The following is a 16154-nucleotide window of genomic DNA, read 5'->3' on the forward strand; positions in this document are numbered from 1 at the left end:
GCAATCCACGTTACGTCCCAGGCTCGATTCACGGCCTGGTTTTGGGAGGAACGCACCATGGCCACTCAGCAATTCACCCTTACTTCCTACGATCCTGTCTACGCTATCGCTGAGGAAGTTCGCATTCCGGAAGACACCATCCGCGAGACCGCCGTCCGTTGGCTGGAGATCAATATCTGCAAGGAAGGCGAGAAGGCAAAGCTGACCGACGGTTGGGTTAACGCGCACTGTGAGGACTTCAAGTCGGTCGAGGAGCTTCTCATCTTCATCCGCTACAACATGTATCGCGACAATCGCGAGGTTCAGGAACTCGCCGATCAGGATGCCATCTGCAAGGAGCTTTCCAAACGCCTTGTCGAAGAGCTTCCCGCTGACCTCGTTGAGAATTCCCTCTACGCGTCCACTATGCGCATGGAGGAAATGATCAGCCGCCAGGGCATGACGAAAGAAGAGTTCTGCGAGCAGCGCGGCATCACGCCCGAACAGCTCGATGCTGACGTTCGCGAGCGCACCATCCAGAGCCTGAAGGAAGACTCCGCGCTTGCCGCTTTCGCCGATCACGCCAACTACACGCTTGAAGCTGAAGACTTCTACGCCATCATCCCGGGCGATTCCATTCAAGACAAGGCCTACAAGCGCCGTCAGATCGAGCTCGACGGACGCCTCCCTCAGATGGAGGAATACGCGCGCAAGACCAAGGCGCTGAAGGAAATCATGGAGAATGCCATGATCAAGCGCAAGGCGACCGATACCGAATGGCTGCGCTACGGCGATACGAGCAAGGATGTGCTGAACGCGAACAAGCAGTTCCCCGAGAACTTTGTGACGCTTTAGAATTCGCTGTAACACCTCGATTCTCGAAAGCCGCTGTTCTTACGAGTAGCGGCTTTTCTCTTGGCTTAGAAAGGCTCCTTTCGCGCCATCTAAGCCCCGAGTATGACTGCGATGCAGAAGGCCCCCGCATATGCGGGGGCCTTTAACGTAGCGGAAAGCTATATTTCGATCGAGAGCCTATCGATAGGACTCGCCCTGGTCGCCGCCGAGAAGCTTCGACTGCTCCCTCATATGTTCGCGCTTCTCACGCTCAGAAACGAAGTTCTCAGGAGCCGCCTCAACGCTCTTGATTTCCACTTCGAAGGTAAGGTCTTTGCCCGCAAGAGGATGGTTCAGATCGAACTTGGCATTGCCTCCCTCGATTTCGATGACAGTGCCGAGCGTCGGCTCGCCTTCATCGTTGGCCATCCACAAACGAGAGCCAACCTTGATGTCGCGCTTGGGAATCTGGTGCAACGGAATCACAGCGACATGATCATCGAGATACTCACCGTATGCCTCGTACTGACCGACGGTGAACGTCTTCTTCTCGCCTTCGACACCCTCCATCGCGAGGATTTCCTTCTCGAAGCCGTCGATTGCCATTTCCATTCCCGTCTGGAACACCATCGGGTTTTCCTCGGTCGCATAACCGAAAACGGTGCCGTCTTCCAACTTGCCCGTGTACACGAGCGTTACGGTAGAACCAAGATCCATGTTCATCTCCCCTTTTCAGCGCCTAGCTCTACGCCGAGACGCACTTTGCGTTTCCCTTTTGCTTAAGCGTCTTCGTCGACAACCGTCACTTCGGCCGTCTGGACGAGCCAACGAGAAGCCTTCGAGTGGCGGCAGACCTTGCGAAGCTCAGCCATGCGATTTGCCTTTTCCCACTTCTCGCGAATCGCCGCAGGATCATCTTCCTGAGCAAGCTCCTTCTCGATGTCCTCCTCGGTGATTTCGATGCCCTTTTCAGCGATGAGTGCCTCAAGAGCGCAATCGATGCGAGCGCGGCGAATCGCCTCTTGCGTCACGTTTTCCTTGATTTCGTCAGCCTTGCCGTTGTTGTTGAGCAGCCACTCCTGCAGAGACGTGCCTTGCTTCTCGAAGCTCTGCATCATCTCACGGCCAACATCCTGACGGATGAAGTCAACATAGTACCGAGGAACATCGCCTTCGAGTCGCTCGGCAAGCGCATCGACCGCACGCTGTACCATAAGGCCGGGAAGCTCAGCCTCTTTATGCTGATTGATCTGCTGACGCATCTGCTTGCGCATATCCTCGGCATCAGCGCAGCCAACCTTCGCCGCAAACTCATCATCAAGCTCGGGAAGGATCTTGCGGCGGAATTCCTGAATCTCTACGTTAGCATGCAGCTTGCCATCGCCAAATTGCGTGTTGCCTTCGTCGTCTTTCGCCTCGAAATCGAATTCAAGCGTATCGCCGATTTTGTTGCCGACAATATGCTCGTCGAAAGATGCAGGCATCGAGCCCGAGCCGAGTTCGATCATGCGCGTCGCGTAGCGCAGGCCGTTAACCGCATTGCCGTCTTGCGTAACCGTAACGGCCGCAGAAACGACGTCGCCCATTTCAGCAATGTGAGCCGGGTCATCAATCTCCTCGAAAGAATGATAGACATCCTGGAGATGCTTGAGCTGACGCTCGACTTCCTCGTCCGTTGCCTCATCAGGCGGCATCTCGATTGACACGCCGTCATAGCTTGAAAGTTTCATTTGCGGCACTACGGCACCTGAGACAGTAAAGGTGAAGGGCTGCCCTTCAACGACATCGTTATCAACGTTGAAGTCCGGTTCGCCGACGAAGATCACGTCAGCGTCGTCGAGTGCCTTGAAAGCCTTCTCGTTGATGAGCATCTCGGCAACGCCGCCCATTGCGTTCTTGTGGCCACCGACGTTCTGCTCGAGCACCGCGCGAGGTGCCTTGCCCTTACGGAAACCCGGGATATCGCGCTGAGCGATCTCGGCGAAGAACTTGTCCGCCGCCTCCTTCACCTCGTCGGCGGAGGCAACAATGGTCAGGACCAATTCCTGCTTGTCGCCATCGTCCTCGCGAACTTTGTCTTTAACCTGCACGGTTCCTCCTTTATGCCAACAATGATTTTTACACTGCGAGATTTACGCTGTTCATGCAGTTCATTGTACCTTAGAGGGCATTTCGGGGAACAAAAAAGACTGGCCCAGAAGCATTCTGGACCAGTCTTTGAAAAATCGTACTACAACTTTTACGTTGCGGAACGAGTGGCTTCTTACATGCCAGGAGCCTTGGGGGCACCAGGAGCGCCAGGAGCAGCCGGAGCGCCAGGAGCCGCGGGGGCACCAGGAGCACCAGGAGCAGCCGGAGCGCCAGGAGCAGCAGCCGTCAAATCACCTTTGCAGAAGGGGCAGTTCTTGAGAACCATGCCGCCCATTGCCTGGATGGCCTTGCCGCAGTGAGGGCACTTGTTCGGGCCAGCCGATGCGTCTGCAGGTCGAAAACACATAACAATCCTCCTTTGTAGCTTCCCGAAATACTCGGCTCTCAGCCAAGTCTTCGGGCTTCTTCTTTTCAAAACGCTGCCCCCGCCGGGCAAGCGCTTCGATTACCTTCCGCTTTGGTTAAACTTAACCATTGGCTGCTCCGGACCTTCCCAATCCGATTTTTGAGCAGTCAACAACTAAGCCTCGTTTCAAAGCATCTTTAGTTTATAGCTCAAGGAGGAAATTGCATCATCACAAAGGGACGTCTTTATATTTTCACCATCAACCTTAAAGGCTGATTTTCCTCATCTCATCAGGGAAAACATATAGGACATAGTCCTATATGTGAGGCATACTTATGATAAAATTGGATCGGTCGCTTAACGACGGTTTTCAAGAGCGAAAACTATGGGATTATCGGTCGCTCAAGCGCCGGAATCGCGCCTTGCACTATACTTTTCCTTAACGATTTTCGGCACTACCGAAGGAGTTCTATGCCCAAGTTCAACAAGATGTATTTCCCCGTTGACGCTATCGCGAAACACGAGGATTTCGATGTTTGGTATAGCGACGGAGAGCTCGCCCTGCGGTTCGAGGGACCTTGGGAGAAGGAATCCGACCGCATTGCGATGATCGGGCGAATGGGCGGCCAAATCGGACAAATCAGACCCGACAACAAAGCGCTTAACTACTATCTGCGCCACGATCGTTTCGAATACGAATTCCAGACGCGCGTCATCAAAGAGCACTACTATGTCGAGGGCATGCTGTGGGACATCCGCGGCACCGTCAGCAAGCCGCCAATTGACTTCTTCCAGATTAAGAAGGAGAAAAACGAGGTTCATGTTCGCAAGATGGTCTTCAAGGACCATGGCGAGTGCTTCGAGGTAACGGCACGCGACACAGCAACCCTGCGCATTGCCGTTGAAGCAACGGTCGCTATGTGCATCAAGGAAGAGTACAAAGGCTTAAGCGACCCCGACGAAGACGAGCGCGGCGGGAAGAAGCGCGGCACCTTCGGCAAGTTTTTCGACTTTATCCAGCCTAAGGGCGTGCCCTACGAGAAACTCTACGATGAGGAAGGCAATGCTATCGGCTAACTCGCCCATAGCATTTAGCCCGGCAAACGGCCTTTAGTAACGCGCCGCTAAAGAAACCCAAGGTGGTCTCGGACTTCGCAGTTCCGAGGCCGCCTTTTTTCTTGCCTCTCATTCAGAGGGGTCAGACCGCACTACCCTTGCGGCACCATAGTGGCAAGGGTGATATTGCAGCTCCTCCCTCCCTCGCAACATAAAAGAACCCCCGCCAAAGCGGGGGTTCTCGATGCAACCGAATGGGTAGCTTTTCGATCTTGCACTACTTCTCGAAGTAGGCCTTGCGATACGGAGTAGCGAAGATGAAGAAGTAGATGAACGGAAGCAGAACGCCGACGGCCATGAGAGGCAGAGCGACCGGGTTCTTCGACCAGCCGGAGACAGCCAGCGGGCACACGATGCAGGTGACGAACAGGAACGCAATCACGACGAGCATGATGATGAAGTTCGTCATGCCGGTGTCGGAGGCGTCGGTCTTGCCGTCGCCAGCCAGCTCATCCATGGACTTGCCGCCGGTTTCCTTGACGAACAGGAGGCAGCAGATGAAGCCGAGGACGAACGGAACGATGAGGACGAGAACGACCATCGACCAGTTGGTGGCACCTTCTGCGGTCTGGAACATAGCCATGCCAGCGATGCCGCCGAGGACGATCGAGGAGGCGGAGCCGCCGAAGCGGGCGAACGCCTGGCACCACGAAACGCCGGTGTTGCGGATTGCGGTCGGGTAGGACTCGGGCATCAGCGGCTGAACAGCGGTGATGGCGTAGTTCAGAGCGAAGCCGAAGAGCAGCATGAGGGCGATCGACAAGCCGAAGTTGTTCGGGACGACGAACACGGAGCAGATGACGATCGCGACGATGCAGAAGATCCAGGAGAACGCCAGGTTGCGCTTACGGCCGATGCGGTCAGCGACGAAGCCGACGCAGCAGTTGGAGGCGATAGCGGCAACGTTGTTCCAGGTCTGGAGAGCAACAGCCTCAGACGGGGTGTAGCCAATGCCCTTGAACCAGGTGGGCAGCCATGCATTCATGCCGTACACGCAGAACTGGCCAACGAAGTAAGCGGTCCAGATAGCAGCGGTCGGAACGATGAACTTCTTGGAGAACAAAATGTTCGGGGAGGTCTTGGCAGGCTTCGGCGGAACGACGAGCAGCTTCGGGTCGAAGTGGGTCTCTTCCTGGCCAGCGGAACGCTGCAGGTGGTTGAGAGCCTTGCAAGCCTCTTCCATGCGACCAGCGTTGGCGTACCAGTGCGGAGTCTCATGCATGAAGAAGTGAAGAACGATTCCGTAGATGATGGGCAGAGCGCCGATCAGGTAGCAGAGGCGCCAGTTGGCGTACATGGTGGCGGAGGAGCCGTCAGCGTTGAGGTAGGTGATCTCATTGGTGAAGCCGCCGAGAATCGGGGTTGCGGTGTTGCAGATCGGGTTGCCGATGACGCCGGCGAGAACCCAGCCAGCAACCATGCCCGCCATGCCGATCGTCACGAAGACGCCACGCTGCTTGGACGGAATCGTCTCAGAGAACACGGTGGTGACGATGGGGATGCAGGAGCCGACGCCGAAGCCGGCGATCAGGCGGAATGCTGCGAAGAACACGAGGTCATTCGCGAAAGCCTGGGGCAGGGTGAACAGACCGTAGAAGATAACGGCGATGGTCAGCATCTTCTTACGACCGATCTTGTCGGACAGGATGCCGCCGACTGCGCCGCCGAGGACCATGCCGAGCAGGCCCCACGTGGTAAGAGAGCCCATGAGAGCACCCGGGTTCGGGTTGTCGGGCCAGAACGTATGTGCAACGAACAGGTTGGTGGTGTTAACGACCATGAAGTCGTAACCGTCGAAAATCATAGCGAAGATCATGAGGAAGAACATGAGCCACGTGTGGCCGTTAACTCCCAAATGGTCTACAACCTCTGAAACGGTGAATTCCTTACCGTTCATTAGTCCCTCCTTTAAGTAAGATGCTTGAGTATCCCGACTCAAGCGAAGCGGTGGCGCCTATATCCCTTAGACGAACCGCCGTGCAATTACTCCCCATTTTGCCCTTGCGGTAAGAACATGATGCGATGGGCTAACCCTGGAATCAGATTCCGCAACTACGGGTAGTGAGCTTTCAATACCGGCCATTGCAGAAGCTTCGATGCCCTTCGCGCTCATTGCGAGAAACCGCGCGTGCAGATCCCCCTTTCCGACTTCTCTTCCACTTTGCCAATCTATCCCCTGCGGCCAGCGGTATAAAAATGCCGGCGAACAGACAAGCGGTACTTTACGTAAGGCAAACGGTATGAGCGTCAAACCATGAGGTTATTTTTGCCATTTTCGTATCAACCTCTTGGGTTGATATTTCCACATCCACACATGAAACCCTCCATTTTTGAGGTCTCTTCCTCAACCGCATTCGCCTCCTTGCAAAAATGGACAGCGTGTTGCTTTTGTTGCGCATTCTTTGGCGAATATAGCGGATTGCAGGCATTCAGTGGAAATACCCACCGTGGTGGGGTACTATGAACGCGTACATAGCATAAATCGCATAGGTTGAGTATTACTGCATAATAGAAGATAATCCGAAGCTCGCAAACGCATCATTTAGGGGATTACATATGGCTTCGACTTTTCCGCACGTCACCATTACCGTCGCAAGCAAGGAAGACGGCACCGACGCCTCGGGCGAACTGAACACGCTTTCTTTGGGGTATGGCTTTCATCAAGCGTGGATCTACTCCGCTATGTTCAGCGCCGGCGTGTTCTTTGGAACCGACGCACCGTTCACTATGCTTTTCGACGGTGCTTACCCCTATTCGTTCATCGTGTTGATAACCTCGATGATCTTCTTCGGCATCGCCCTTCTCGCTCTTGGCTTCACCAACCAGATGTTCTTGCGCTTCTATGTGTCGAAGCGTGCACTAGGGCTTTCCGCTCTGCTCACTTGCTTGGGCACCTACGCTTCGTTCTTCGTGCCAATCGGAGGTCCGCTCGGCACTTTCATTCTGCTCTTTGCGGGCTTGGCGGCGGGTATCGGCTCGAGCCTTATGGTCGTACTGTGGGGCACAGCGTTCGCTCGTTATGAATTCAGCACTATCATCCTGAATACCGCCGTTTCTGTTGCAATCGGCATCGGCCTCTACATGGTTCTCACCCATCTGGTGCCCCCCTTCTGCTCGGGCATCATCACCGGCATCTTCCCCATCGCTGAGGTTTTCATCCTCTGGCGCCTGACGCCGATTCCCTACTATCGCCGCCGCGAGATACCCATCTTCCATCCGCTGACGGTCAAGCCTGCACAATTCCTCGTCCGCCTGCTTATCCCGACGGCAATCTTCGGTTTCGCCCTCGGCGTGCTACGCACCGTCGCAAGCAACATCGTCCTTCCCGCTGCCGATTTGACGATGCTCCTTGTCATGGGCGCTGCTGCCTGCCTGGGCATGTTCATCATCATCGCGACGATTTTCATCTCGAAAAACGAAGGGCACTGGGACCTCCTCTTCAGGGCGCTCTTGCCATTTATCGCCCTCGGCGCAATCGCCTTGCCCTTCCTTGGCTCTCCGGGCTCGCTTCTCGCATGCCTCGCACTCATTGCGGGTTACATGTGTTTTGAGGCGCTCATGTGGATCTTCTTCGCCGACTTGGCGCAGGAGTTCCGTCTTTCGCCCATCTTCGTGTTCGGAACCGGGCGCGGAACGCTTGCGCTCGCCTCTCTTTTCGGAACGGTATTCGCTATGACGCCGGTTGGCGATATCCACCATATGGGAGCGGGCATCGACTACGGCTCCGCAGCGCTGCTCGTGCTATTTGCGCTTATCGTGGGCTATGCGCTATCGCCTCGTCAGCGCGAGGTAAAGGCGATCGTCGTCGCTCCAATAGAAGGAGTGAATGTCGATCAGGGAACGGAAAAGCTGAAGAAGCACATTGCCGCGCTGGACGAGAGGGATGCCGCTGCTACTGCCGCGAAAGAGCCTGCTCCCGTGACCGAGGAGCCCGAGCAAACGCCGCAGGATGCTGAGGAAGGGCGCCGCGCGAAGGGGCGCTTCCATTCGCAGTGCGAGGCAATTGCCGACCGATACCTTCTTTCCAGGCGCGAAACCGAAGTCATGTTCCTTCTTGCAAAAGGACACAACGCCGCGTTCATTCAAGATCAGCTCTGCATTTCCAAGAGCACCGCGAAGACGCACATCAACCACATTTATCGCAAGCTCGACATCCACACGCAGCAGGAACTGCTCAGCATGGTTGAAGCGGCCAAGCGCGAGGCATATGACCAGGAGAACAACCCACAACGACGCTAACTTGGCAGCTGGCGCCTATTCCCTGTCGATGAGAGCTCTTCGATGACATACCGTTTCGGAATCGACGCGGGGTCGAAGACCGTCAAGGTCGTGATCGTCGACGAGAACGGTACTATCGTGAACTCGATCTACCGGCGCCATCTTTCGAACATCCGCGAAACGCTCGTCGACATTCTGCACAACCTAGTTTGGCGCTACGGCGATTTGCCCGGCAAGGCGGCCGTCACCGGATCGGCGGGAATCGCGCTTGCCGACATGCTTGAGCTTCCCTTCGTACAAGAGGTTTTGAGCACGGAGCGCGCCGTGCGGGAACTTTACCCCGATGCCGACGCCGTCATCGAACTCGGCGGGGAAGACGCGAAGGTGATGTACCTTTCCGGCAACCCCGAGCAGCGAATGAACGCTACCTGTGCAGGCGGGACAGGCGGGTTTATCGACTCGATCGCGTTTATGCTCGGCGTACGATCGAGCGATATGAGCAGGCTTGCCGGAGGTGCCTCTCGCATCTACCCCATCGCCTCGCGCTGCGCTGTGTTCGCGCAAACCGACGTGCGCCCTCTTTTGAATGCGGGTGCGAAGAAAAGCGACATTGCAGCCAGTGCCCTTGAGGCGGTCGTGCGCCAAACGATCACCGGGCTTGCATGCGGACGGCCGATCGAGGGAAAGGTCATTTTCCTGGGCGGTCCCTCGCAATTTATCCCTGAACTGGTCAGGCGCTTCCAGGTTGCCCTTGGGCTGAAGCGAGGCGCGGGCATCAAACCCCGATGGGCGCACACCTTCACCGCCCACGGCGCGGCGCTTTATGCAGGGGAGCTTTCGGGGAACGCGTCCACGTCGCTTGCGCGGCTCGAGGAGCGCATGCGGCAAGCCGACGCGCCGAAGGACGACCTGGCGCGACTCGAGCCGCTGTTCAGCAGCGACGAGGAACGCGCCGCCTTCAAAGAACGCCATACGTCAGCGGACTTCCCGCGAAAGCGTCTCTTCGACTGCGAAGGACCGCTCTACTTAGGGATAGACGCGGGATCGACCACCGTGAAGATGGCCGTGATAGACGATGCGGGCAACCTAGTCTACTCGAGTTACGCTCCCGTTAAGGGCGACGCGCTCGCCACGGCGACTGAGGAGCTAATCGAACTCTCAAGCGCCCTTCCCCATATTTACGGCACGGACGAGACGACAGCTTGGGTTGCTCATGCCACGGCGACCGGGTACGGCGAGGATTTGCTGCGTGCCGCACTCGGGATTGATTCGGGCATCGTGGAGACGACAGCCCACGCCCGCGCCGCACTAGAGCTTACGCCCGACGCGACCTTCGTGCTCGATATCGGCGGACAGGATATGAAGGCGCTCTGGATTAAGAACGGCATGGTGTCGAGCGCCATCCTCAACGAAGCATGCTCGAGCGGGTGCGGGTCGTTCATCGAGGGAACCGCGCATTCTCTCCGCTGCACCCCCTATTCCTTCAACAGCGCGGCGCTCACTGCCGAACACCCCGTTGACCTGGGAACAAAGTGCACCGTATTCATGTCTTCCCGCGTGAAACATGCCCAGAAAATCGGTGCGAGCGTGAACGATTTGGCAGCAGGCATTACGTATTCGGTCGTGAAGAACGCGCTTTACCGCATCATCGGCGCCGAGAGAATTGACACGCTTGGCAACAAAATCGTTGTGCAGGGCGGCACGTTCAAGTCCGACGCCGTGCTGCGCGCCTTCGAGAAGACGTGCGAGATTGAGGTCATTCGCCCCGAAAACGCCCATCTCATGGGCGCGATTGGAGCGGCGTTAATCGCGCGCGAACGGGCGCACGATGTTACAACGAGGACAGGCAATCTTCCCAGCGACGCGATTCGAAGCTCACTTCTTCCCGCGCGCGAGCTAGAAGCACTGTCAGTTGAGCGGTTTTCCTCCCGATGTCCGGGTTGTTCGAACGCCTGCAGCGTTGCCGTTGCCGATTTCGGGCACGGTAGGCGCTTCATCAGCGGAAACAAGTGTGAAAACGCGAACGAGTACGAGTTCTCGCGCAACGAGGAGCCAAAGATTCGCCGAAGCGAGGGCGCAGTTGTCGAGGAAGCAGAAGGTAGCAAGCGACGTCGTTCTTGCGTCCCGAACGCAATCGCCGGCGAGCAGCGCCTGCTGCAATCGGCTGAGAACGAGAAGCAATCAGGGCTTCGTGCGAACTGCACAATCGGTATCATGAATTGCTTCGAAACCTATGAATACACGCCTTTTTGGGAGACGTTTTTCCGAACGCTCGGATTCAGCATCATCATGCCCGACGACTCCCGCGGAGCCGCCTTCGAGCAGGCAGCACTTGCGAGCGTCCCTGCCGAAAGCGCCTGCTTCCCTGCGAAAATTGCGCATCTGAGAGCATTCGACCTGATGAATGCCGGGGCTCACATCATATTCATGCCGCGGTTCAGTCGCGTCGGACGCTGTACGGTATCGTGCGAATACGCGGACGCACTTGCTGACGCCGTGCCCGCATTCGAGCGGGGGCAGGTGCGTCTCTCGCGCCCCCTTCTCTCCTCCTTCAAGGTCACGCGCCTCGTGAAAAGCGACGATGACCTGCTGACACTCTTTTCCGAGATAGCCAGCTTGTGCCCCGACGAGGCCCCGCTTACCCAAGAAGAGTTCGACCATGCACTTGAAAAGGCGCTCGATGCACAAAAGGCGTTCTTCGAGGCGATTGCGCGCGCAAACGAAGCCGCGATGGCTTGGCTCGCCGAAGACGAGCAGCGGCACGCCATCGTAATCGCGGGGCGACCTTACCATAGCGACCCTCGCCTCATGCGGGGCATCGATACGATGCTCACGAAGTTGGGTTTCGCCGTCTTGTGCCCCACAAGCTTAGACGCATGGGCAACGCGACGTCCGCACGATCCGGCGTGTCCACCATGGAAACCCGGCAAGCACCTCGCGCGCCTTGCGCGTTTTGCCGCCGAGAACAAGCAGATCGACCTCGTGTGTCTGCAGTCGTTCGGCTGCGGCTACGATGCGCTGAGCCTTGAGGATGCACGCGATATTCTCGAGGCGGCGGGCAAGCCCTTCACCGCGTTGAAGATCGACGACCTTTCGGACAAGGCCCATCTCAGCATCAGGCTTCGCACGCTGGCTGAAGGAATCGAGTCCATGTCGCGCCGTAATACACACGCGCAAAAATCGCTGGTCGCGGATGTGAGCATAGGCACTGCGAGCGAACACGAACACGACAACCCGATCAGCGGTCCAGCCAGTGGCAAGCCAATCACAGCATCCCATATCGAAAGGGAGCGCATCGCGACCGAGAGCGCCGCCGATACCGCTCGGGTCCTCGAAGCTGCGGGGTGCCCGCTCGAGCGTATTCCGAATATCATGAACGCGGAGATATCGACCGACGACGAGGAAGTGGCAAGAAGACAGGTTCCTGGCGATGTGTGCTTTACCGCAGCAGCGCTTATCGCGCGCACGCTTCGCGTTGTCAAGGAGAATCCGCAGATCGAGCGCCTTCGCATTCCGCTCGTATGCAATCGATGCCTGCTCGACGGACTTGCCCACACGGTTTGGCGGCTGAGAGGAAGCTGTCCAAAAATCATCTGGGAGGAGCAGTGGCCGCTTTCCATTCATAAGCCTCCTAAGCAGGAGAAGGCCGACGCAGATCGCGTGGTCGTTGGAATCGTCGGCAATCCGCTTCTCTGCTTCGACGCGTTTATGAACGATTCTGTCGTGAAGCTGTTAGAGCACTTGGATTGCGACGTCGCGATGCCCGATCCCGACAAGCTCTTTTGCGAGGATGTTCGATATCTTGACCAGCTTGACGAGTTCGCGCGCCAGGGGGTCGATTGCGTCGTGTACCTGCAAAGCTTCGGTTGCATGAAAGCGCATGTGCACGCACGCGGGTTTGCCCACGAATATGCGCGGCGCTACCCCGATATGCCGATTACTATCATCGACTACGATCCAGAGTCGTCGGCGTTGAACAGGGAGAATCGCATTCGCCTCGCGGTTGGGGCGGCTCGGCGAGCCAAGAAGGAAAATTTAGGTTCCGAAAAATAGCGCGGCCTCGCCAGACAAGCCCACACGGCGCGAGGGGTTGAAGCGAACGCCGCATGGGCGCGCCTCAGAGCCCCAAGCGCCGACCAAGCGCCCGGGCGCGGTCGCGCGAAAAGGTCGCATTCGCCATCCGCGGGCCTAAGGGAATCAGACCCGCTAACGCGAACTTTCAAACACTAGTTAACGCAATGGACCTTCTTGCCCGTTTCCAGGTAATCCATAACTTCGCGGACGGCCATTTCCGCACAGTTCTCCTCGGCCTCGGCGGTCGATGCGCCCAGGTGCGGAAGCACGAGCGCACCTTCCATTGTCATGACCTCGGGCGTTGCGAAATCCGTCACATAGCGGCGAACCTTGCCCGATTCAAGCCCCGCGCGCATGGCATCGTTGTCAACCAGGGTGTCGCGCGAGAAATTCAAGAACGCCGCACCCTCTTTCATCGCCGCGATCTCGTTCGAGCCGATCATGCCCTTCGTCGTCGGCGTTGCCGGAACATGAATCGTGATGTAGTCACAGCTCGCGCATAAATCGAGCAAGTCGTCGGTGAAACGGAGGTTCGGGGAAATGGAGGCTGCACGCTCGGCATCAAGGAAGGGGTCGTATCCGACCGTCTTCATGCCCAGCGCCTCGGCTGCGGGGATGACCAGACGCCCGATAGCGCCAAGCCCGATCACGCCAAGCGTCTTCCCCATGATTTCCGTGCCGGCGAACTGCTTTTTCGCCTTCTCGGCGCTCTTCGCGATGTTCTCGTCATCTGCGTTGTGACGGCACCAAGCAGCACCGCCCACAACATCGCGCGCGGCCATGAACAGAGCGCACAGGACGAGCTCCTTCACGGCATTCGCGTTCGCGCCCGGCGTGTTGAACACGGGGATGCCGCGCTCGGCAAGCGCATCGAGCGGAATGTTGTTCACGCCCGCGCCCGCACGCGCGACCGCTTTCAGGTTGTCGGAGAATTCCATCTCGTGCATGTTCGCGCTGCGAACGAGGATGGCATCGGCCTTTGACACGTCGTCGGTCAGCTCGTAGTCGGATGACAGGAGAGCCAAGCCTTTTTGCGAGATGTTGTTCAAGCAGTGCACTTTGTACATGGAATCCCCTTTCAGTAGGTAGGTTTCCTGCACAGGATAACGCGGCTGCGGCGCGCCATAGCGAAAAATACTGTAGGCGGCTAAAGTGGCACCTGTTAAGACGCGCTTCCCTAAAGCGAGAACACCCCGACCGCTATCGCGTTCACCATAATCTGAGCCATCGTTGCGCGATCGACGGTGGCCGCGGGCTCAACATAGCGCGTCCCGCTTTCGTTCACACCGTTCACCACGCCCTCGCTCAGGCACCACGCAATTGAGTCCGCCGCCCAATCGGGCACGCTTTGCGCGTCGGGCATGCTCTCAAGTTTTGCGCGATCCGCCCCCTCGACACTGTGCCCGCAAAGCTCGTGCGCGGTGTTCGCAATCATCACGCAAAGCTGCTCGCGGGGAATGCTCGCATCAGGATCGAAGCAGAGAACGCCATTCTTCTCCACACCGTGGATCACGCCGTTTTCAACCGCCCAGTTCGCAGCCTCGGTATAGAACGTGCCGGATTCCACATCGTCCATCTTCGTGCGATTCTTCGCCGCCTGGGCGTTGTAGTTCTTTGAAGCCGTCGGCTGGAAATAGCGCCACAGTATGGTCGCCGCCTGAGCGCGCGTCAGCGAATCCGACGGGCCGAACGTACCGTCATCGTAGCCGGTCATAAGGCCCATCGCCGAAACCTCGAGCACCGCGTCGTGATACCAGGAGCCCTCGGGCACATCGGGATAGGGCGCTTCCGTGGAATAGCAAGCCGCGAACGAACCCTCCTTGCCTTGATGGCCCGCGCGATACGTCACCTCGACCCGATACTCGCCCGCCTCCAAATCCACCGTGCGCGACAAGGCGCAATCCTTTTGGATATAGGAGAAGTACACATTGTCGGCGGCAACTTCCTCCCCCTCGGAATTCACAATCGACACTGAGAAGTAGTTGTGCCCGCAGGGAAGCGTCCAGGTGTAATCAAAACGCACCTTGCCAGCTTTTGCGAGCACGATGCGGTAGGCGTACCCCGAGTTGTTCTTGAGATAGGTCGTTTCCTTAGCAACGCCCGTGGGAAGATCGACCGTCTCGTATTTTTGGGCAGGCGCGCTGACGAGGGCATCGCCTCCATCTTGCAACTTTTCGCTCGCCAATGCCGGAGTCGGCAGGCAGATTCCCACCGCAAGAACGATCGAGAGCACCGATGCCATCAGGGGCCGATTCGCCATTGTTCCTCCTACGTTATTCCACATTTGTGGCATTAATGATAACGCGAAGGGGTATCGGTTTCACCCAGGGATGACTAAGAGCCGCAAAAACTGCGGAGGCGGAGGGGCGGCAAGAGCGGAGGCTTCGGGTTTGAAGCTGGGAGAGCGAAGGCTTCGGGGGTCGTCAATCGGGAACCCGAGGGCGCAAGGGCGAGAAGAAGGAGGGGTATTCAAGAGGCGAAACTGGGACAACCTTGAGAGCGGCAGCCGCAAGCGCCCTAGAAGCTGATGCCTACCGTCATGTGCATCATGTAGAAGGAAAAGCGCATCACGAAAATCCCCGCGAGCACGAGCAACGCCGCAACCGAGGAGCGGACGACCGTAATCGTCATCTCGTCGGGAGAGGCCTTATCGTCGCGTGAAACGGAGGGCCTGAACAGCGACGTCGCGTCCACGCAGATTCCCGCTGCCGAGAAAATGGCGAAGACGCCGACAAGCAGCGCATAGTGCGGCACCAGGTCGCCAGCGGTCGAGACCGCGTTCTCTGCCTGAAGCACGCTTGCCCCTTGAAGGACATACACGACGAGGCATGCCGCGAAGGCGACAATCGCAAGCAGGAGCATCAAGCGTCCAAAGCGATTTCCCCGCGACTTCCATCTCGCTGCTCGCAGGCCCACAATCGCGAGGATCGGACCGCCCAAAAGCGCGTTCGTCCAAAGGCTCACCGGGGAAAACGGCGTATCCCACGTGATGATGGTATCTGCGGAATACGCGAAGGCGATAGCCGTAATGCATACAACCGCGCTGAGGCACGCCCCGATGGCAAGAAGCCGCTGAACCAGGCGGCGAGGTTTCTGGGCGAACGAGTAAAGCCAGTACACGCCCGCGAACGCGAGGAAGATGACGGCATTGAGCACCTCGTTGGAAAGCGGGCTTCTCCCCACCCCCATAAACACGTAGAGCGCGTTCGCCGGATTCCCCAAATGCGTTGCCGACGCGACAAGCCCCACCAGGGACACGATGAGCGGGATGCAGAGCGCCTTGTCGATGCGGCGATGAGCATCGTCGGGCAGCCCTCCCCGTATGATGGGAAGCGACATGAGCGCGTATGCCACCGCCCCCGACGGCGCAAGCGTCGTGAACAGCACGAGCGTAATCTCGCTGAATGCGGTGGCGAATCCCGTCGACATGATGGAC

General features: G+C 57.7%; 11 protein-coding genes. 4 read left to right on the forward strand and 7 right to left on the reverse strand.

Translation table 11 applies throughout. The features are described 5' to 3' along the window. Positions 1-57 precede the first annotated feature (57 nt). Positions 58-834 (forward strand): hypothetical protein, encoded by a 777-nt coding sequence (locus tag Q0G85_RS00265; RefSeq protein WP_297153463.1) that lies wholly within the window; start codon positions 58-60, stop codon positions 832-834. A gap of 177 nt (positions 835-1011) precedes the next feature. Here the strand turns inward: Q0G85_RS00265 and Q0G85_RS00270 are convergent, their stop codons facing one another. From Q0G85_RS00270 to Q0G85_RS00280, 3 genes are all read right to left on the reverse strand, one after another. Beyond that, positions 1012-1530 (reverse strand): peptidylprolyl isomerase, encoded by a 519-nt coding sequence (locus tag Q0G85_RS00270; RefSeq protein WP_297153466.1) that lies wholly within the window; start codon positions 1528-1530, stop codon positions 1012-1014. Between the two features lie 62 nt (positions 1531-1592). Next, positions 1593-2903, reverse strand: coding sequence for a trigger factor (gene tig / locus Q0G85_RS00275; protein ID WP_297153468.1), 1311 nt, complete (start codon positions 2901-2903; stop codon positions 1593-1595). 173 nt (positions 2904-3076) lie between these two features. After that, entirely contained in the window at positions 3077-3310 is a 234-nt protein-coding gene (locus Q0G85_RS00280; protein ID WP_297149368.1) for a hypothetical protein, read from the reverse strand. A 471-nt stretch (positions 3311-3781) separates the two neighbouring features. On the opposite strand from Q0G85_RS00280, the gene Q0G85_RS00285 reads away from it, so the two are divergent. After that, positions 3782-4387, forward strand: coding sequence for a hypothetical protein (locus Q0G85_RS00285; protein ID WP_297153469.1), 606 nt, complete (start codon positions 3782-3784; stop codon positions 4385-4387). A 256-nt stretch (positions 4388-4643) separates the two neighbouring features. Here Q0G85_RS00285 and Q0G85_RS00290 read toward each other — a convergent pair whose 3' ends face one another. Next, positions 4644-6323: an MFS transporter gene (locus tag Q0G85_RS00290; protein WP_297153472.1), complete on the reverse strand. Its 1680-nt coding sequence runs from the start codon at positions 6321-6323 to the stop codon at positions 4644-4646. Positions 6324-6982: 659 nt separating this feature from the next. Here Q0G85_RS00290 and Q0G85_RS00295 point away from each other — a divergent pair. Together Q0G85_RS00295 and Q0G85_RS00300 are read left to right on the forward strand one after the other, a co-directional pair. Then, entirely contained in the window at positions 6983-8665 is a 1683-nt protein-coding gene (locus tag Q0G85_RS00295) for a helix-turn-helix transcriptional regulator (protein WP_297153475.1), read from the forward strand. A gap of 42 nt (positions 8666-8707) precedes the next feature. Then, positions 8708-12697 carry an acyl-CoA dehydratase activase gene (locus Q0G85_RS00300; RefSeq protein WP_297153478.1) on the forward strand — a complete coding sequence of 1330 codons (3990 nt, stop codon included), beginning with the start codon at positions 8708-8710 and terminating at the stop codon, positions 12695-12697. 173 nt (positions 12698-12870) lie between these two features. On the opposite strand, the gene Q0G85_RS00305 is transcribed toward Q0G85_RS00300, so the two are convergent. The 3 genes from Q0G85_RS00305 to Q0G85_RS00315 form a co-directional block, all read right to left on the reverse strand. After that, positions 12871-13785: a 3-phosphoglycerate dehydrogenase gene (locus tag Q0G85_RS00305; protein ID WP_297153481.1), complete on the reverse strand. Its 915-nt coding sequence runs from the start codon at positions 13783-13785 to the stop codon at positions 12871-12873. Positions 13786-13895: 110 nt separating this feature from the next. Beyond that, positions 13896-14978, reverse strand: a complete 1083-nt coding sequence (locus tag Q0G85_RS00310) for an S-layer homology domain-containing protein (protein WP_297153484.1) — start codon at positions 14976-14978, stop codon at positions 13896-13898. A 257-nt stretch (positions 14979-15235) separates the two neighbouring features. Further along, a complete protein-coding gene (locus Q0G85_RS00315; RefSeq protein WP_297153486.1) occupies positions 15236-16147 on the reverse strand; it encodes a DmsC/YnfH family molybdoenzyme membrane anchor subunit in 912 nt (303 codons plus the stop codon). Positions 16148-16154 lie beyond the last annotated feature (7 nt).

Source organism: uncultured Ellagibacter sp., from assembly GCF_934617235.1.
GTDB lineage: Bacteria > Actinomycetota > Coriobacteriia > Coriobacteriales > Eggerthellaceae > Ellagibacter.

Excerpts from the sequence above, each read along its gene's own strand:
- Q0G85_RS00265 (WP_297153463.1), top strand. The coding sequence starts at position 58 with ATGGCCACTCAGCAATTCACCCTTACTTCCTACGATCCTGTCTACGCT.
- Q0G85_RS00270 (WP_297153466.1), bottom strand. The coding sequence starts at position 1,530 with ATGGATCTTGGTTCTACCGTAACGCTCGTGTACACGGGCAAGTTGGAA.
- Q0G85_RS00280 (WP_297149368.1), bottom strand. The coding sequence starts at position 3,310 with ATGTGTTTTCGACCTGCAGACGCATCGGCTGGCCCGAACAAGTGCCCT.
- Q0G85_RS00285 (WP_297153469.1), top strand. The coding sequence starts at position 3,782 with ATGCCCAAGTTCAACAAGATGTATTTCCCCGTTGACGCTATCGCGAAA.
- Q0G85_RS00290 (WP_297153472.1), bottom strand. The coding sequence starts at position 6,323 with ATGAACGGTAAGGAATTCACCGTTTCAGAGGTTGTAGACCATTTGGGA.
- Q0G85_RS00295 (WP_297153475.1), top strand. The coding sequence starts at position 6,983 with ATGGCTTCGACTTTTCCGCACGTCACCATTACCGTCGCAAGCAAGGAA.
- Q0G85_RS00300 (WP_297153478.1), top strand. The coding sequence starts at position 8,708 with ATGACATACCGTTTCGGAATCGACGCGGGGTCGAAGACCGTCAAGGTC.
- Q0G85_RS00305 (WP_297153481.1), bottom strand. The coding sequence starts at position 13,785 with ATGTACAAAGTGCACTGCTTGAACAACATCTCGCAAAAAGGCTTGGCT.
- Q0G85_RS00310 (WP_297153484.1), bottom strand. The coding sequence starts at position 14,978 with ATGGCGAATCGGCCCCTGATGGCATCGGTGCTCTCGATCGTTCTTGCG.
- Q0G85_RS00315 (WP_297153486.1), bottom strand. The coding sequence starts at position 16,147 with ATGTCGACGGGATTCGCCACCGCATTCAGCGAGATTACGCTCGTGCTG.